Raw genomic sequence first — 19,014 nt, 5'->3', positions numbered from 1 at the left:
ATCATGCAAAAAATTGAATTAATGGCGCCTGCAGGGAACTTTGAATCTCTACAGGCTGCTTTAGATAATGGTGCCGATTCTGTTTATTTTGGAGTTGAACAGTTAAACATGCGGGCTAGAGCAACGGTAAATTTCACTTTAGATGATTTAGATGAAATCGTAAAACGTTGTGAAGCTAAAAACGTAAGAAGCTATTTAACGCTTAATACCATCATTTATGATCACGATTTATCCATCGTAAAAACCTTAGTGAACAAAGCCAAAGAAGCGAATATTACTGCCGTTATTGCTATGGATCAAGCCGTTATTTCCATGGCTAGAGAAGCTGGCATGGAAGTGCACATTTCTACACAAATTAACGTGACAAACATCGAAACTGTAAAGTTTTATGCCATGTTTGCCGATACCATGGTGTTGAGTCGTGAATTGAGCTTACGTCAGGTTAAAAAAATTACAGAGCAAATAGAAAAAGATCAAATTAAAGGGCCTTCGGGAAACTTAGTTGAAATTGAAATATTTGGTCATGGTGCACTTTGTATGGCGGTTTCAGGAAAGTGTTATTTGAGTTTGCATTCCGATAATTCCTCGGCTAACCGTGGAGCTTGTAAGCAAAATTGCAGAAAGAAATACACGGTTATCGATCAAGAAACTGGTTTTGAAATGGAGTTGGATAACGAATACATCATGTCGCCTAAAGACTTGTGTACTATCGATTTTTTAAATGAAGTTGCCGATGCAGGTGTAAAGGTTTTAAAAATTGAAGGGCGTGGTCGTGCTCCTGAATACGTTGCTAAAGTGATTAAATGTTACCGTGAAGCCATTGATAGTATTGAAAATGGTACCTATAGCAAAGAAGAAGTTATAGAATGGATGAAAACTTTAGAAACGGTTTACAATCGCGGATTTTGGAGCGGGTATTACTTGGGTCAGAAACTAGGCGAGTGGAGTAAAGGTTCTGGGTCGCATGCTACACAAAAGAAAGTATATATTGGTAAAGGAACCCATTACTTTCCAAAAGCTCAGGTTGGCGAATTTAAAATTGAGGCTTATAACTTAAATGTGGGGGATACCATTTTAATTACTGGCCCTTCTACAGGCGCACAAGAAATGCAAGTAGAAAATATGTTTGTTAACGACCAAAAGTTAAGCGAAGGTAAAAAAGGCGATATGGTAACTCTAAAATTACCTTTTAGAATCCGTCAATCCGATAAATTATACAAAATTGTCGAAAATAAAGTCGAAGCCTAATGGTTGTAGTTACCCTTCAGCGTAAAAAGTGCATTGGTTGTAATTATTGTGTCGAATTGGCCCCCAATCAGTTTCAAATGTCTAAAAAAGATGGCAAAACCGTTTTGCTTCATGGGCAGGATAAAAAGGGCTTTTTTACCTTAAAATCTAACGATGAATTAATTTTTGATGCTTGCGATAATGCCGCCAAAGCATGTCCAGTAAAAATTATATCGGTTAAGCAAGTTTAGCGTGTAAAAGTTGTGTGATTAAGGGGTTGAGCACTATAATCTCATCTTCTTTTTTTAAGTCTTTAGAATAATCATATCTTTACGTCGTAAATGTTCTTGAAACTTGGTTTTAAAAACGTAAAGAAAATGTGTGCTTCACGCGAAAGCGGAAAACAAAAAAAGTATAAATCTTCATTCGTAATAAGTTAATTATTAGCGAATTCAATATATAATATATGGCTTGCGCAAGTTGCTCAACAAAAGACGGCTCTACTAAGGGCTGCAAGAATAATGGTACTTGTGGTACAGATAGTTGTAATAAACTAACGGTATTCGATTGGCTGTCAAACATGTCCCTACCCGGCGGGGAAGCCCCATTTAGCTGGGTTGAGGTACGCTATAAAAACGGCAGAAAAGAATATTATAACAATACAGAAAACTTAACTTTAAGCATTGGCGATGTTGTGGCTACACAAGCTAAAGCTGGTCACGATATTGGTATGGTTACCCTTACGGGGGAATTGGTGCGCGTTCAAATGAAGCGTAAAAATATACCGGTAAATGTTGAAGAAGGTCTTAAAATTTACCGAAAAGCAAGTCAGAAAGATATTGATATCTGGCAAACCGCTCGCGAGCGTGAAGAAGCCATGAAGGTTAAAGCACGACAGTTTGCGATCGATTTGAAGCTTCAAATGAAAATTTCAGACATCGAATTTCAAGGTGATGCCAGTAAAGCAACTTTCTATTATACGGCTGAAGATCGTGTCGATTTTCGTGAACTCATTAAGGTTTTTGCACGAGAATTTAGAACACGTATCGAAATGAAACAAGTTGGTTTTCGTCAAGAAGCCGCTAGACTTGGTGGTATAGGCTCTTGTGGTCGCGAATTATGTTGCTCTACCTGGCTAACCGATTTTCGTTCGGTGAGTACTTCAGCAGCGCGTTACCAACAATTGTCCTTAAACCCGCAAAAGTTGGCTGGGCAATGTGGTAAACTTAAATGTTGTTTAAACTACGAGTTAGATACTTATCTTGATGCTTTAAAAAGTTTTCCAAAATCGGATGTTAAATTATATACCGAAAAAGGAACCGCTGTTTGTCAGAAAACCGATATTTTTAAAGGCCATATGTGGTTTGCTTACGAAGGCGAATGGATGAATTGGCATAAGATAACCACCGAGCAGGCCAACGAAATCATTGAAATAAATAAGAAAAAAGAAAAAATTACAAGTCTTGAGGAATACGCTTTAGATTTGGTTGAAGATACTAAAACAGAATTTGAAAACGTTGTAGGCCAAGATAGTTTAACACGTTTTGATAATCCGAAACCGCATAAAAAACGTAGAAATAACAGACGTAAAAAAGGTCCAGCTCAAGGTCAAAAAAATACTGGAGGTGATAATAAAGCAACATCAAGAAAAAATACACCGCCGGCAACTAAAAATACAGAACCTAAAAAGCCAAAACCGAAACCAAGGCAGCGACCAAACCAATCGAATAAACCAAAGGTTGAGGGGGAAGTAAAAAAGCAAAATCCTAATCAAAATAGGAAAAGAAACCAAAGAAGAAAACCTGGTAATAACCAGAATAAATCTCAAAACACTAAAAATGCTGAAAAATAGAGTCTTATTACTTTTAGTATGTGTTTTTTTTAGTCTTTCATCCTGCGATTCAAAATATTATTTTGATGTGTATAAATCGGTGCCTAAAAAATGGCATAAAGATTCGGTTGTTAGTTTTAAAATCGATCCGCCAGATTCCATAAATCCCTATAATTTATTTATAAACCTTAGAAATACCAGTGCTTATAAATACAATAATTTATTTCTAATTGTCGAAATGGTTTTTCCGCACGGAAAAACGGTTAAAGATACCCTAGAATACAAAATGGCCGAACCTAGTGGTAAATTTTTAGGCACAGGATTTGGCGATATTAAGGAGAATAAATTATGGTACAAAGAACAAGTTGTTTTTAATGAGTCTGGGAAGTATAAGGTTAATATTCAGCAAGCTATGCGTGAAAATGGAAAGGTAAATGGTGTTGAAGAATTGGAGGGGATTACCGATGTTGGATTTAGTATAGAACAAAAGAAAATTAAAAAATAGAGGCATCTGCTGCTTTGCTTAAGCGAAGTGGTTTCAGGATGTAGTAATAAATAGTACATGGCAAAGGCAAAAAAAGAAACGAACAACGTTCAAAATTTTTCAAAGTACATCCGTTGGATGTGGATTTTGTTTTTAGCAGGATTACTCGCTGTAGTCTTCCTTTTTTTATTAGCATCATGGGGTGCCTTTGGCGCCATGCCCGATCATACGGTTTTAGAAAATCCGAAAACCAATTTAGCTACCGAAATTATCTCTTCAGATGGTAAAACATTAGGTAAATTCTATTTTAATGATAATAGAACACCGGTGAGTTACGACGAGTTACCGCAGCACCTTGTAAATGCCTTAATAGCGACCGAAGATGCCCGTTTTCACGAGCATTCTGGCGTTGATGCTCGAGGGACCCTTAGAGCCGTTATTAAGCCTGGAAGTGGTGGGGCAAGTACCATTTCACAACAGTTAGCCAAGCAATTATTTCATGGTGAAGGATCTAAGAATGTTATTGAAAGGGTGCTTCAAAAAATTAAAGAATGGATTATTGCCATTCGTTTAGAGCGTCAATACACCAAAGAAGAAATTATCGCGCAGTATTTTAATATTTATGATTTTGGGAATAATGCCGATGGGATTCGTAGTGCTTCAAGAATTTATTTCAATAAAGAGCCAAAAGAATTGGATGTTAAAGAATCGGCTATGTTGGTCGGGATGTTTAAAAATTCCTCACTGTATAACCCAAGACCCGAGCGTAACCCTATAGGTGTAAAAAACCGTAGAAATGTGGTTTTATCTCAAATGTATAAGTATGATTTCATTTCTGAAAAGGAAAAGGATTCGCTTCAAAAAACAGAGCTTGATTTACGTTATTCTCCAGAGTCGCACCGCGAAGGGATCGCCACATATTTTAGAGGTTACCTCGATGGATTTATGAAGGATTGGATTAAAAACAACCCAAAGCCTGATGGTAGTAAGTGGAATTTATATAACGACGGACTAAAAATTTATACCACGATCGACTCGCGCATGCAAACCTATGCCGAAGATGCTGTGCAACAACACATGCCAAGATTACAGGCCGAATTTTTTCACCAAAATACGCCAGATCGAAACCCAACGGCACCGTTTTTAGATTTAACTCCCGAAGAGGAGCAAGCCTTAATGCGGCGTTCGATGCGTCAATCGGAACGTTGGAGACACATGAAATACGATTTGAAAAAATCCAACGAAGAGATTGAAGCCTCTTTTAAGAAACCTATTAAAATGACCGTTTTTAAATGGGTTGATGGGAAACCTTCAGAGGTAGATACCCTTATGAAGCCTATGGATTCTATGCGTTATTACAAATCGTTTTTAAGAACGGGTATGATGTCTATGGATCCTAAAACAGGACATGTTAAAGCATGGGTCGGCGGTATGAACTACAGGCATTTCCAATACGATATGGTAAAGCAAGGTAGACGACAAACAGGTTCTACATTTAAGCCTTTTGTTTATGCTACAGCTATTGACCAATTGCATTTTTCGCCATGTGATGAATTTCCAGATACCCCGTTTTGTATTGAAGCAGGTAAATTTGGAAACCCAGAGGAGTGGTGTCCTAAAAATTCAGGCAATGAATACGGTGGTAAGCGTACTTTAAAAGACGCTTTGGCTAATTCTGTGAATACCGTTACGGCGCGATTAATCGATAAAGTAGGACCGCAAACCGTGGTCGATTTGGTTAAAAAACTAGGCGTGGAGGCCGATATTCCTGCAGTGCCTTCCATTGCCTTGGGTACTACAGATATTAGTGTTTACGACATGGTTGGGGCATATGCGACTTTTGCCAACCAAGGGGTGTACACTAAGCCTGTAATGGTATTGAATATTGAAGATAAAAACGGAACTGTTTTATACCAGTTTAAACCAGAAACTCACGATGTGTTAAATGCCGAAACCGCTTATGTAACCGTAAAACTTATGGAAGGGGTAACACAGTTTGGTTCGGGAGGACGATTACGCGGAAAAGGTCGTGATGCCTATAGAGCCGATTATAGAGAAATCGTAACCGGGTATCCTTACGAGTTTACAAATCCGATTGCAGGAAAAACAGGAACCACTCAAAACCAAAGTGATGGCTGGTTTATGGGAATGGTACCTAATTTAGTTACCGGTGTATGGGTTGGTGCCGAAGATCGTGCGGCGCATTTTAAAACCATTACCTACGGCCAAGGTGCCGCAATGGCGCTACCTATTTGGGGTATCTATATGAAAAGTTGTTATGCCGATACAGAACTAGATGTGTCTAAAGAAGATTTCGTTGCGCCAGAAAACTTGTCGATTAATGTAGATTGTTCAACCGTTTCTGAAGATCAAAATAATGACGATGAAGTTGATCGCTTAGACGAACTCGAGTTTTAAAAGGCATACTGAATACGTTTAGAAGCTGAAAGCATGAACGATAATTTCGTAAATGAATTTTTTGGTATAGGTATCTTTAACGGAAAGACTCCCGAAAACCTTGGTGTTTTATGGCGTTCTGCACAAAATTTGGGCGCTAGTTTCATCTTCACCATTGGAAACCGCTATGCTAAACAGGCCTGCGATACCCACAATGCGGTTAAATCCATGCCTTATTATCATTATGAAAACTTCGATGATTTTTTTAATAATCTACCCAAAGGTACCCGAATTGTTGGTGTCGAGCTAGACGATTCGGCTCAGGACTTAGAAACCTTTCATCACCCCAGACGCTGTGTGTATTTATTGGGAGCTGAAGATCATGGGTTAAGTAAAGAAGCTATCGAGAAATCACATCTCTTGGTCAAGTTTAAATCTAAATTAAGCCTGAATGTTTCTGTGGCTGGTAGTATCGTTATGTATGATAGAGGTATCGATAAGCCAAGAAGTTAATTTTTCGCGAATTCAAATATTTGTGGCTGTTTTAAAAGTCGATTTCACGTCAATCTGAATTTATTTTCAGATTCTTATAATCCTTAAATTTCAATGGCATGAGATGCTGTGTCAAGCTCAGGATGATGGTTGTTTTTGGTTTTTGGACACTCCCTACTTGTTTATACATCCTTAATTCTTAACAGTTACTTCCTTCTTCATTTCATTGAAATATTCGTAAATTTATAAGCATAAATATGACGAAATGATAAATAAAACGGTTTCTAGTGTCGAAGAAGCTTTGAAAGGGCTTTCTAGTGGTAATACACTCATGTTGGGTGGTTTCGGTCTCTGTGGTATTCCTGAAAATGCTATCGCACGCTTAGTGCAGCTTGGTGTGACCAATTTAACCTGCATTTCTAACAATGCTGGTGTCGATGATTTCGGATTGGGTTTATTGCTCCAAAAGAAACAAATTAAGAAGATGATATCTTCCTACGTTGGTGAGAACGATGAGTTTGAGCGACAAATGCTTTCGGGTGAATTGGAAGTCGATTTAATCCCTCAAGGCACTTTAGCCGAACGTTGTAGAGCGGCACAGGCAGGAATCCCTGCTTTTTACACCCCAGCAGGCTATGGCACCGAAGTCGCCGAAGGAAAAGAAATCAGGGAATTTGATGGTAAAATGTATGTGTTAGAGCATGCTTTTATGGCCGATTTTAGCTTGGTTAAAGCGTGGAAAGGTGATGCTGCTGGAAACTTAATCTTTAAAGGAACCGCCAGAAATTTTAACCCCATAATGTGTGGCGCCGCAAAAATTACAGTCGCTGAGGTTGAAGAATTACTGCCTCTTGGAACCTTAGACCCCAATCAAATTCATGTCCCAGGCATTTTTGTACAACGTATTTTTCAAGGAACAAACTACGAGAAAAGGATTGAACAGAGGACGGTAAGGGAGAGGCGATTAGAAATTTTAATGAATTGATTTGAAGATTTTTCAATTTGAAAATGTGGCAAGAAAGATTGAATTTAAAAGTTTTAGTTGAAAGAAACTAGATTTAGAAAAGAGATGTTTTTAAAAGATGATTTAATTTATAAATGAGGAACGATAGTGATAATTTAATAGTAAGATTAAGCTTTGATTTAGCCCTTGATGTTGTTTCTTTTTCCGAAATGATAAGAGAACAAAGAAAGTTTGAAATGGCTTCTCAAATTTTTAGATGCGGAACTTCTATTGGAGCTAATATTAGAGAAGCACAAAATGCAGAAAGTAAAAGAGATTTTATTCATAAGTTTAAAATTTCGGCTAAGGAAGCGGATGAACTTGAATATTGGTTGAAACTATGTCAGGCATCAGAGCATTATCCAGACCCAACTGAAAAATTATTAAAAAATTTAAAATCTGTTATTTTAATTATATCAAAAATCATTTCATCAAGTAAAAAATCTTAATTAATCTTCAAGTTTTCAAATCGAACATAAAGTTTAATTAACCAATTTTCAAATTAACACATTTTCAAATCAAATAAGATGTTAGACAAAACAGGTATAGCAAAACGCATTGCGCAAGAAGTTCAAGATGGTTACTATGTGAACTTAGGCATAGGGATACCGACTTTGGTGGCCAATTATGTTCGAGATGATATTCAAGTGGAATTTCAAAGTGAAAATGGTGTGCTAGGCATGGGGCCATTTCCTTTTGAAGGTGAAGAGGATGCCGATATTATTAACGCCGGGAAACAAACCATTACGACCTTGCCTGGTGCTAGTTTTTTCGATTCGGCATTAAGCTTTTCAATGATTCGAGGGCAACATGTCGATTTAACCATTTTAGGAGCTATGGAAGTTGCCCAAAATGGCGATATCGCCAATTGGAAAATTCCAGGGCGTATGGTTAAGGGTATGGGTGGTGCTATGGATTTAGTATCGAGTGCCGAAAACATCATCGTAGCCATGATGCATACGAATAAGCATGGCGATTCCAAATTATTAAAGCAATGTTCGTTGCCACTCACGGGTGTAGGCTGTGTAAAAAAGATAGTGACTAACCTAGCAGTCCTTGAAGTGACCGAACAAGGTTTTAAATTATTAGAACGCGCGCCAGGGGTGTCTGTCGATCAGATTATAGAAGCTACAGAAGGCAAATTAATAGTTGTAGGAAATATTCCAGAAATGAATATTTAGAGTTGTAAAATCCTACTTAATATAAGGGTGAAAATTACAAGGTTGTTAAAAAAATATGCGTTTTATCGATTTTATATGTTTTTAATCGTATAAATGGAATATATTATAGATATTAGTCTGAGTCAAAAAATGAAAATCTATAAATGATTTTCCCCAAAACTATCATAAATTTCAACCTTATGAACACTGCAACCAACCTACATGAAGTACCTACTAACCAAAGCAAATTTAGAGAATCTGTAAAAGATACTTATGAGTTTGTAAGAAGCTTATGTTATTTAACAAAAAAGATATTCATGTTATAATCCTTTTGGAATAGCATGAATAAGCTTTTTTGTATATGCTTTCTCAGGGTTTTTATAGATGATGTCTGCATCGTTTAACTCTTCAATTTGACCTTGGTTCATAACCAATAATTGATCTGACATGTATTTCACAACTGCTAAGTCATGTGAGATGAAAATATAGGTAAAATTGAAGTCTTTTTTAAGTGAATTAAGTAAGTTTAAAACCTGAGCTTGAACAGAAATGTCTAAGGCCGAAACTGATTCGTCACAAACAATGAGTTTCGGTTGAAGGGCAATGGTTCTTGCAATACCAATACGCTGGCGCTGACCCCCCGAAAACTCATGAGGGTACCGGTTGAAATAAACCTCCGACAGTCCAACTTTTTCCAATATATCAATCACTTTTTCCTTGCGTTCGGCATCCGAACTATAAAGTTTATGCACTTTCATAGGCTCCATTATGGCTTCTCCAACAGGGATTCTCGGATTTAAAGAAGAATACGGATCTTGAAAAATGATTTGAATATCTTTTCTGAGTTTTCTAGTTTCAGACTTTGACAGTTTTGTGATATCAATGCCTTTATAAATTATTTTTCCTGCAGTAGCTTTATCTAATTGAAGTATGGCATTTCCAAGAGTTGATTTTCCACAACCCGATTCGCCAACCAATCCTAAAGTTTCCCCTTCATATAGTTTGAAACTGACGTCATTTACCGCCTTAAAACGTTCTGGTTTGGAAAAAAATCCAGATTTAGAAAGGTATTCTTTCTCCACATTTATCACCTCCAATAATGGTGGTTTGCTGTAAATTTTTTCGTGATTTTTTTTGCGATCCTCTGGTGTAATGATGGTCTTGGAGATCTTGTCTTCTAAAAAGTCTTTGATGGTGGGTAATACCTCCAAGCGTACATCTAAAGCAGGTCTGGAATTAATTAAAGCTTTGGTGTAATTGTGCTCAGGGTTTTTAAAAATACGGGCTACCAAACCTTGTTCAACGATGTTGCCTTTATACATCACTAAAACACGATCGGCAATTTCTGAAATTAAGGCCAAATCATGGGTGATAAAAATGATGCTCATTTTTGTTTGAGCCTGCAGTTCTTTCAGTAAAATAATGATGTCTTTTTGCACCGTAACATCTAAAGCCGTAGTAGGCTCGTCGGCAATTAAAACATCGGGTTTACAGGCAATGGCCATGGCAATCATAACGCGTTGCTTTTGACCACCAGAAATCTCATGCGGATAGGCTTTAAAAACACGATCAGGATCTGGCAGTTTAACCATGTTAAAAAGGGCTAAAGTTTCTTCCTTGGCTAATTTTTTTGAAACATGAGTATGTTCTAATAAGATTTCTAAAACCTGGTTTCCACAGGTCATAGACGGATTTAAGGAACTCATAGGTTCTTGAAAAATCATGGCAATTTTGTTGCCTCGAATGTTTTCAAATGATGAGGACGATAATTCAATTAAATCACGGTCTTCAAAGAGGATAGAGCCAGAATTTATTTTAGCGATCTTTTTCGGTAGTAAACCTAAAATAGCTAAAGAGGACACCGATTTACCGGAGCCCGATTCGCCTACAATGCCCAATACTTCATTAGTATGCAGTTTATAGGAAATGTTATGAACCACTTCGTTGTCGCCAAATGAAACGCTTAAATTCCGTACTTCTAAAATCTCGTTATCTTTCATTAAATATGAATAATGTCATCATCAGTTAAAATCTCATCACCCCGTAATCGCAAAAATATTTGAGCTACCGCAATGGTGTCTTTTTCACAATAGGTTACAATACGATCAATTTCATGTTCTTTATAATACACCCGATAAACTTCACTGCCATCAATATCATCTTTTGGTGATGGGATGCCTAACACATGAGTGAGTAATTTTAAAGAGGTGTAACTTTTAAAATCGCCAAATTTCCAAAGTTCTAAGGTGTCTAAATGCGGCACTTCCCATGGTTTCTTACCAAATAAATTGAGTTTATGAGGTAATTCGATGTTATGGATAATCATGCGTCGAGCAATATACGGAAAGTCAAATTCTTTGGCATTATGACCACAAAGTAAATGCTTGGGTTCGTTGTAATGGGTGTTTAGTAAATTTTTAAAGTCTTTGAGTATTTTAACTTCATCACCAAAAAAAGAGGTGGTTCTAAATTTTCTTATGTCATTTTGAAAGTTAAAATAGCCTACCGAAATACAAACAATTTTACCAAATTCGGCCCATATACCAGCACGATCGTAAAACTCTTCGGCGGTATAATCGTCCTTTCTTTGGTATTTAGATTTGTCTTCCCAAAGGATTTGTTTGGTGTCGTTCAGTTCTGAAAAATGTTCCGTTTCAGGAACGGTTTCAATATCGAGAAACAAGATGTTCTCCAGATTAATCTTTCTAATCATGCTTCAACATTTTGTAAGCCTCATCAATATACGTTGAAATGTCTTCCGTGAAAACGGCATCGGTATGGCCATAATCTTCCGATTTTCTAAATCCTAAACGAACAATAATCACATTATCTTCGGGTTGTACGATAACATATTGCCCCAAATGCCCACGCATCATAAAAAAGTCTTTGTTATTTTGCTGTTTAAGCCACCAGCCATAACCGTATTCTGGAGAAGCTTTAAAACGAGGTGTTACCGATTTCACCACATAGGCAGAATCTAAAAGCTGTTGGCCTTCCCATTTACCGTAGTCTTTATAAAGTTTTCCGAAGCGTGCAAAATCACGTGCGTTACTAGAAATACAACAAAAGGCTTTAGCTAGTCGGTTTTCGCTATCATCTACCTGCCATAAGGCATCGTCGGTAGCGCCCATGGGTTGCCAAAAGGATTCAGAAAGATAATTGGAAAGCGTTTTTTTAGTCGCTTTTTGAATCACCATACCTAGCAATTCGGTATTTCCGCTTAAATATTTGAAAGCCTTTCCAGGCGCTTCAATCACTTTTTGATTTAAAATGGTTTCGGCGACATTATCGTCATAATTGGCTCTGGCGGTTACCGAAAACGGACTCGTATAATGCTCAACCCAATCTAATCCTGAAGACATCGATGCCAAATCGCCAACCGTAATGTTGCTATTAGCGTATTGCGGATAGTACTCACTTATGGGTTGGTCTAAGCTAGGAATATAGCCGTCCATAATAGCTTTGCCCAGTAATGCGCAGGTAATACTTTTAGCCATAGAAAAGGAGTTGGTTTTGGACGTTTTACCAAAGTCTTCGCGGTAATCTTCAAACCAGATGCTGTCGTTTTTTATAATAAGAAATGCTACGGTACCCCAATCTTTATTAGCTTTCGCTAATTTGTCGGTGGGTTTCACCGTATTGTAGTTTTTGTGAATGGGCCAAGGCAGACTATTGCTTGGCTTTTTAATGGTATCGTTATCAAAGTAAGGATAGTCATCAATAAAAGCGGTTTTATGTCCAGTTAAGTACACAATTCTGGCCCCTCTTAAAATATAGTCATAATCGAAAATGTAAAGTAATGCAATAATGGCTACAACAAGAATCGCAAGCCACTTAATAACTTGTTTAATGAATTTCATATAAAAAACTTTTAGTTGAAATAAATATAGGAAATATTTTAAGTTTTAGTGCCTATAACCGCTTTGAAAGCTTTTAAAACAAAGTTTGTTGCTTGTTAGAGCTTTCGTGATTGAGTAACCATTGTTTGCGATGTAAGCCGCCTGCATAACCAGTTAAACTACCATCACTACCAATGACGCGATGGCAAGGCACGATAATCCATAGTGGGTTTTTAGCATTAGCATGTGCTACGGCCCGAATGGCTTTTGGCTGCCCCATTTGCTTGGATAACTCTAAATAAGACAAGCTTTTTCCAAAGGGAATTTGTTCCAAATATTTCCAGACTTTCTTTTGAAAATCGGTGCCTTCGGGGTTTAATGTTAGCTGGAATTCTTGGCGCTCTCCGTTAAAATAAGCTTTAAGTTGCATCGCACAGTCTTGTAATACAAGAGGGATGATTTCGGTTCTTATGGCTTCGGAATTGCTTATGCTAACCGAATTAATGCCTTTTTCATCACCACAAATACGTGCATACCCTAGTGGCGTCTGGATGATGCAGCTTTCCATCTACTCTAAAGGCTTCGTTTTGTCTTCAAAAATACCGAGTTTTTTGGCGCGTACTTCCCAGCTTTTTCTGGCTAAAAGTTGGAGGTCTGATACGTTGTCACTTTCATCCATAATTTCTAGACCTAATAAGGTTTCAATAACATCCTCCATGGTCACTAGACCGCTTACAGTACCGTATTCATCGACTACCAGAGCCATGTGGTTTCGACTCGCGATAAGTTGTTCAAACAAATCGGGGATGGGTAGGTTTCTATTTACAATTATAATGTTGCGTTTTAGTTCGGAAAGTGTTTTGCTACCGTTTCCTAAAGCCATTTCTTTAAAAATTTCATCTTTAAGCACCAACCCTTTAATGTCGTCGGGTTGGTCTACAAAAACAGGAATACGTGAAAAGCGTAAATTGATATTTTGTTTGAAAAATTCTTCTACGGTGGTGTTTTCATCAACGGTTTTCATAACGGTTCTGGGCGTCATGATGTCTTTCGCGAAGACCTCTTTAAAAGTTAGTAGGTTTTTTATGACTTTACTCTCATTTTCTTGAAAAACACCTTCTTCATGAGCTAAATCGGTCATGTCTATAAAACTTTGGCGGGTTAAAACGCTACCATGACCTTTACCGCCTATAAGTCTGGTGGTAAGTTGTAGTAACCATAAAATACCTGTCCATTTTAATGGAAAAATTAAAATCGTTAGGGTTTTAGAAGTGAAATTAGCCAGTTGCTTCCAATAGGTAGCACCAATGGTTTTAGGAATAATTTCTGAAGCTACTAGAATTAAAAAAGTCATTATAGCCGATATTACACCAACGGTATTAATACCAAAAAGTTCAATTTTAAATGGTAATTTTTCGGCTTGTATACCCACCATCATGGCTCCTAAAGTATGTGCAATGGTGTTAAGAGTTAAAATGGCTATAAGCGGTTTATCGACATCTTTTTTAAGGGACTCTAAAGTGAGTGCGTATTCTTTTTGTTCACGCTTTTTAAGGTTGATAAAAGTAGGCGTGACGCTTAGTAAAACGGCTTCTAGTATGGAACATAAAAAAGAGAAAAAGATGGAGATGGTTGCCCAAAAAATTAATGTGCTCATTAACATGTGTTTTGTTAAAAGCTAAATTACAAAATCAAATTAGATTAAAATAAGCTTTTAAAAAAGATCGCATAGTAACGCGGTTGATTAAATGAACAAAAACTATTAACTTAGTCAAATGAGCTCTTTATTCACTGGAAGACATTTTGATGTGAATTTTAAACTTTAAAAAAGCATTCCGTTACAACATTCATGTTAAAAATTATGAAAGGATCTTTCCTATTTTCTTTGTGTTTATTTTGTGTACAACTACAGGCTCAAGCAAATTTGAGTGAAATGGAGCTGAAGTTAATTTCATTAAGTTTAGAGAAGAGCTACGTCTTAAAAGAAGTAGGATACGATTTATCAATTGATAGTATTACACATAAAGGAATTCGTCAAAATTTTATACCAACACTAGAGTTTGATGCTTCTTATGGTTATGGCTCAACACGAATTACTGCAGATGTTCCAACCATTCAACTTCCCATTACTGGGCTTAATTTATTTGAAGGCGATACCCAATTTAATGCTAAAGGAAATATTCTTAACGCAAATCTTACGGCAAAAGCCTTGTTGTTTTCAGGGCTTCAAGTTAGTTATGGGTCAAAAGCATCCAGCGAAAAAATAAAAGCGAAAAACTTTATGCTTTTTAAAGAACGTGCCGATATCATTAAAGATGTTATCGATACTTTTGATAAGATTGAGTTGCTTAACCAATCTAAGCATGTTTTAGAAGCAGGAATATTAAGGCTTAGTAAAGAAAAAGAACGGGTGCAAAAGGCGATTAACAATGGACTAGCAACACCTTATGATCGAGGTAAAATTACCGCAGCAGAACTTAATTTAGCTTCTGAAAAAACTGAATTATACGGAAATCTGAACCTCTTGTATTTAAAATTATCCATGCTTACAGGCGTTGAAATTTCTAAATTGGAAGCACAAAAATTTGAGTTAAAACCTTGGCTTGTTAAATCAAATAAAAATACGTTTGTAGATCGTCCAGAGGTTAAAGCTTTAGATGCCTCCATTAATGCTTACGATTATAAATTAAAAATGAATAGAAATTTGTTTTTACCCAAAGTACAAGCCCTAGCATCTTTATCATATACCAATTTATTTAATGCCGAATTCGATACACCATATACCCTTCCTACACTAAGTGATCCTGTGAATTTAGAGTTGAATAAATTAGAATTGTTTCCTGCTTATTTTGTTGGATTGGGTATGAAATGGGACATTTTTACTGGACTAAAACATGATAATGAGATTCAAAAAACACGTATACAAAAAAGCATTTCTGAAAACAAAAAGGCAGATGCTATTGAGAAATTAGAGCTGTTTAATAAGAAAGTTCTAGTGGGTTTTGAAGTTAAAAATCAACAAATCTTATATAAAGAACAGGAGATGCAAGTGGCATTGAATACTTTAAATTTAGCCATCAAAAGCTATAAAATAGGCCTAATTTCCATTTCAGACCGATTAAAGGCTGAGACCGATTATCAAGATGTTGTGTTTGAATATTACAAGCTTATTGCCGAGCAACGTATGGTGGCGTTAGAGTTATTAATATCAACAGGTAGTTTACAATTACAGAATTTGAACCCATAGAAACATGAAAAATAAAAAACAAATCTTCATATTGATAATTCCTATAGTGGTAATACTTGTTGGTGTTATCGCATTATATATTTTAAAACCCGATAAAGAATCGAACCGTGTTTTTGTGGGTTTATTTGAAACGGTTGAAATTAAAGTTGCTTCAGAAATCCCTGGCCGAATAGAATCCATTTACGTAAGCTTAGGTGAGCAGGTTGAAAAAGGTCAGTTATTGGCAACTATTGAAAGTGATATTTTGGATGCCAAAATTCAGCAAGCCGAAGGTATGTTTAATGCCGCACAGTCGATAAGCGAAAAGGCTAATTCTGGCGCTAGAAGTCAAGAAGTATTGGCCGCAAAAAACAGTTATAAAATGGCTTTAAGTCAGTATAATTATGCTGAAAAATCTTATAATCGTTTAAAAAATCTGGTAGCAGATAGCCTAGTTTCTCAACAACAAATGGATGAAGTCACCTTTAAGCGCGATGCCGCATTTGATCAAATGAATGCCGCAAAGTCTATTTATGACATGGCGACAGAAGGAGCAAGATTAGAAGATAAGAAAGCGGCTAAAGGACAAATGAATGCGGCGGGAGGTAAGGTTAATGAAGCAAAGGCGTATTATAAAGAATTAGAAATTTACGCGCCGGTTTCAGGTGAGATATCATCAAAATTGGCTGAAGAAAGCGAAGTTATGCCAGCAGGTTACCCCATATTTACCGTTCAAAAGCTTGAAACTATTTATGCGGTAATTCATATTAGAGAAGACTTCCTAAATGATTTTAAAATGGGTGCAGAAATTTCAGGTAAGTTACCCGCTTTTAATAATGATTCTTACAAATTTAAGGTGACTTATATTGCGCCCATGGCCGATTTTGCCGATTGGATTCCAACTGCCGATAAAGGCCGATTGGATATGAAAACATTCGAAATTCATTTAAAACCTATTGATAAAATTGAAAATCTACGCCCTGGAATGAGTGTTAATATTAAACTTTGAAATATTCTATAATAAACATAATTGTTAGAGAGTTTTTAATATTAAAAAAAAGACCAGCTGCCTGGGTTTTAATATTGGTAATTCCTACGGTTATATTTTTCTATTTAGGGTATATCTATAAAGAAGGTGGTATTGAAACCGTTAATATTGCGGTGTTAGATTTAGATCAATCTGCTTTAAGTAGAAAAGTGATTTCAAATGTTGAAGCGGCACCGAAATTAAAAATTATTAAGTTTTTAAATTCCAATGATAAGCTAGAAGATGTTTTTATCAAATATCCTGAGGTCAAAGGATTTTACGTGATTCCCGAGCATTTTGAAAAACAAATATTTAGAGGCGAACAGACTAAGCTTTTGGTTTACTCCAATGCATCAAATATTGTTTTTGGAAATTTAATTTATAAGGAAGCCGCAAGTTTTATAAATACAATGTCTGCCGGAATTAATTATAATGCTTTTAAAACACAAGGAATCCCAAACAAAAAAGCACTAAAAATGATTATGCCTGTAAAGGTTCATGTTAAACCATTATACAACCCTTATTATAACTATTTGTTTTATTTGATTCCGGGATTAACTACGGTATTACTTCAAATGTTGGTGTTTTTATTGGCTGCCCGTTCTATAAATTCTGAATATACGAATAACACATATAGTGAGCTTTTAAACCTGGCTAATGGTAAGCTTTTTAATATTATTTTCGGCAAATTATTAGCTTATACCATCGTAGGATTTATGGTTGGTGTTTTTATTTTTTCAACTGTACATCCGCTTTTAGGAATCCCAATAAGTCCAAGTACTCTGGCTTTTTTGCCTGTTGTTTTATTATTTGTTATGGTCAATGCCATGTTAGGGATGATGGTTTCAGCCATTTTTAAAAATGAAGCCATAGCTATGGATGTTTCGTTTGTATATAATTCACCTGCCTTTGTTTTTAGCGGTTTTACGTTTCCAATTATGGCCATGCCTGCATTTAATATGTGGTATGCACAACTTATACCATATACCCATTTTTTAAGCGCTTTTATAAAAGGAGTAGAAATGAGTACACCTTTTGTTTTTTTAACACAGCAAGTTATTTATTTGCTTTTGTTTTTAGCTGTGGGCTATATAGTTACAACCACCATATTGTTAGTACGACATAAAAAGAGTATGGTATGAAAAATTGGTTTTCTATTTTAAAAAATGAGCTTGCGCTTATATTTGAGGACAAAAGTATTTTACTAACATGTTTAGTAGCTCCCTTGCTTTATGCCTTTTTTATAGGCTCTATATATTCTGAAAAAGAGGTAAATGAAATTCCTATTGCAGTTGTAGATTACGACCATTCTAATCTATCCAGAAAGGTTTCACAGCTTATTAATTCATCTGAAAAAGTAAACATAAACGGTCATTTTTCAAGTTTGGAAGAGGCCATGTTCTATTTTAATAATTTAGAGGTGCAAGGGATTGTTGTTATCCCTAAGGGTTTTCAGAATAAAACCATGAATTTAGATGGTTCTCATGTTGAATTGATTTTAAATAACACCAAGTTTTTAACGTCAAATGAAATAAATAAAGCAGTACAGCAGGTTGTTTTAACAGTCGCTGGAGGCGTGCGAATGAGTTATTATGTTAGCAATAAAATACCTTTAGATATTGCGAAACAAAAAGCACAACCGATAATGCCGGTAATTAAATCAATACATAATGCAACCAATAATTATGGTGATTATTTATTGCCAATTTTATTGATTTTAATTTTACAACAAACCCTAATTATTGGTTTTGGGCAAAGTGTTGTTCATGAATTTAACCACGGCATGTTACAAGATATTGAGAGCTATTCTTTTTATGATTTTATGTGTGTTTTATCAGCGAAAGGCACTTATTATATCATGCTTTATGTGGTTTACTTTTTCATTTTTTACAAATTGATATTTTCGCATTTCTTTTTGGCTTTCAACGGATCTATCTGCTTTCACTTGATGTTAAGTGGTTTGTTTATTACAATCGTTTTATTATACACCATTTTGTTGGCAAGTTTTTTTAAAACTACCATTGGTTGGACTGAAATATTAGCATTTTCCACCTATCCCTTATTTTTAATTTCGGGCTATTCTTGGCCTATAGAGTCTATGCCTGAACCTCTTCAGGTAGTTACGAATTTGTTACCTTCAACACCTTTTTTTAAAATTTTTAATGCGTTGTCTAATGAAGGTGCACATCTAGTAGATGTTTCTAAAGAAGTCATGCACCTACTTATTTTATTAGCGCTTGGATATATGATGTTGTTTGTCCGATTTAAATTTTTAAAACGAAGAAAGCCTAAAGTAATAACTGGTTAGGTTTAGTTGAAAAATTAAAA

Annotated in this window: 18 protein-coding genes; 13 read left to right on the top strand and 5 right to left on the bottom strand. The window is 36.0% G+C overall.

What is annotated here, in order from left to right:
- Positions 1–3: 3 nt before the first annotated feature.
- From C1A40_RS07155 to C1A40_RS07115, 9 genes are all read left to right on the top strand, one after another.
- Positions 4–1,248, top strand: a complete 1,245-nt coding sequence (locus C1A40_RS07155) for a peptidase U32 family protein (RefSeq protein WP_102995309.1) — start codon at positions 4–6, stop codon at positions 1,246–1,248.
- A complete protein-coding gene (locus C1A40_RS07150; RefSeq protein WP_102995308.1) occupies positions 1,248–1,478 on the top strand; it encodes a ferredoxin in 231 nt (76 codons plus the stop codon). The genes C1A40_RS07155 and C1A40_RS07150 overlap by 1 nt, the downstream gene beginning before the upstream one ends.
- Before the next feature lie 215 nt (positions 1,479–1,693).
- Entirely contained in the window at positions 1,694–3,079 is a 1,386-nt protein-coding gene (locus tag C1A40_RS07145; RefSeq protein WP_102995307.1) for a PSP1 domain-containing protein, read from the top strand.
- Positions 3,066–3,563: a gliding motility lipoprotein GldH gene (locus tag C1A40_RS07140; RefSeq protein WP_102995306.1), complete on the top strand. Its 498-nt coding sequence runs from the start codon at positions 3,066–3,068 to the stop codon at positions 3,561–3,563. Before C1A40_RS07145 ends, C1A40_RS07140 begins: the two co-directional genes overlap by 14 nt.
- Before the next feature lie 57 nt (positions 3,564–3,620).
- Entirely contained in the window at positions 3,621–5,960 is a 2,340-nt protein-coding gene (locus C1A40_RS07135; RefSeq protein ID WP_102995305.1) for a penicillin-binding protein 1A, read from the top strand.
- 33 nt (positions 5,961–5,993) lie between these two features.
- Positions 5,994–6,452 (top strand): RNA methyltransferase, encoded by a 459-nt coding sequence (locus tag C1A40_RS07130; protein WP_102995304.1) that lies wholly within the window; start codon positions 5,994–5,996, stop codon positions 6,450–6,452.
- Positions 6,453–6,696: 244 nt separating this feature from the next.
- A complete protein-coding gene (locus C1A40_RS07125) occupies positions 6,697–7,416 on the top strand; it encodes a CoA transferase subunit A (RefSeq protein ID WP_102995303.1) in 720 nt (239 codons plus the stop codon).
- Positions 7,417–7,529: 113 nt separating this feature from the next.
- Complete coding sequence (locus C1A40_RS07120) at positions 7,530–7,883, top strand: four helix bundle protein (protein WP_102995302.1); 354 nt, start codon at positions 7,530–7,532, stop codon at positions 7,881–7,883.
- 78 nt (positions 7,884–7,961) lie between these two features.
- Positions 7,962–8,615: a 3-oxoacid CoA-transferase subunit B gene (locus C1A40_RS07115; protein ID WP_102995301.1), complete on the top strand. Its 654-nt coding sequence runs from the start codon at positions 7,962–7,964 to the stop codon at positions 8,613–8,615.
- Between the two features lie 299 nt (positions 8,616–8,914).
- On the opposite strand, the gene C1A40_RS07110 is transcribed toward C1A40_RS07115, so the two are convergent.
- The 5 genes from C1A40_RS07110 to C1A40_RS07090 all read right to left on the bottom strand — a co-directional run bounded on the left by C1A40_RS07110 (position 8,915) and on the right by C1A40_RS07090 (position 14,090).
- On the bottom strand, positions 8,915–10,594 hold the full coding sequence (locus C1A40_RS07110; RefSeq protein WP_102995300.1) for an ABC transporter ATP-binding protein: 1,680 nt from the start codon (positions 10,592–10,594) through the stop codon (positions 8,915–8,917).
- Positions 10,594–11,307, bottom strand: coding sequence for a 3'-5' exonuclease (locus C1A40_RS07105; protein ID WP_102995299.1), 714 nt, complete (start codon positions 11,305–11,307; stop codon positions 10,594–10,596). The genes C1A40_RS07110 and C1A40_RS07105 overlap by 1 nt, the downstream gene beginning before the upstream one ends.
- Positions 11,300–12,454, bottom strand: a complete 1,155-nt coding sequence (locus tag C1A40_RS07100) for a serine hydrolase domain-containing protein (RefSeq protein WP_102995298.1) — start codon at positions 12,452–12,454, stop codon at positions 11,300–11,302. Before C1A40_RS07100 ends, C1A40_RS07105 begins: the two co-directional genes overlap by 8 nt.
- A 73-nt stretch (positions 12,455–12,527) precedes the next feature.
- Positions 12,528–13,001: a methylated-DNA--[protein]-cysteine S-methyltransferase gene (locus tag C1A40_RS07095; protein ID WP_102995297.1), complete on the bottom strand. Its 474-nt coding sequence runs from the start codon at positions 12,999–13,001 to the stop codon at positions 12,528–12,530.
- Positions 13,002–14,090 carry a CNNM domain-containing protein gene (locus C1A40_RS07090; protein WP_102995296.1) on the bottom strand — a complete coding sequence of 363 codons (1,089 nt, stop codon included), beginning with the start codon at positions 14,088–14,090 and terminating at the stop codon, positions 13,002–13,004. It lies immediately after the preceding gene.
- A gap of 276 nt (positions 14,091–14,366) precedes the next feature.
- On the opposite strand from C1A40_RS07090, the gene C1A40_RS07085 reads away from it, so the two are divergent.
- The 4 genes from C1A40_RS07085 to C1A40_RS07070 are packed head-to-tail and all read left to right on the top strand — an operon-like array spanning position 14,367 to position 18,994.
- Positions 14,367–15,680, top strand: coding sequence for a TolC family protein (locus C1A40_RS07085; RefSeq protein ID WP_158651313.1), 1,314 nt, complete (start codon positions 14,367–14,369; stop codon positions 15,678–15,680).
- A 4-nt stretch (positions 15,681–15,684) separates the two neighbouring features.
- A complete protein-coding gene (locus tag C1A40_RS07080) occupies positions 15,685–16,668 on the top strand; it encodes an HlyD family secretion protein (protein ID WP_102995294.1) in 984 nt (327 codons plus the stop codon).
- A complete protein-coding gene (locus tag C1A40_RS07075; protein WP_102995293.1) occupies positions 16,665–17,828 on the top strand; it encodes an ABC transporter permease in 1,164 nt (387 codons plus the stop codon). Before C1A40_RS07080 ends, C1A40_RS07075 begins: the two co-directional genes overlap by 4 nt.
- Positions 17,825–18,994 (top strand): ABC transporter permease, encoded by a 1,170-nt coding sequence (locus C1A40_RS07070; protein WP_102995292.1) that lies wholly within the window; start codon positions 17,825–17,827, stop codon positions 18,992–18,994. Before C1A40_RS07075 ends, C1A40_RS07070 begins: the two co-directional genes overlap by 4 nt.
- Positions 18,995–19,014 lie beyond the last annotated feature (20 nt).

Origin of the sequence: Tamlana carrageenivorans, from assembly GCF_002893765.1 — a bacterium.
GTDB classification, from domain to species: Bacteria; Bacteroidota; Bacteroidia; order Flavobacteriales; family Flavobacteriaceae; genus Pseudotamlana; species Pseudotamlana carrageenivorans.
The sequence above is the reverse complement of the archived record's forward strand: the minus strand, read 5'-3'. Positions and strand labels throughout refer to the sequence as shown.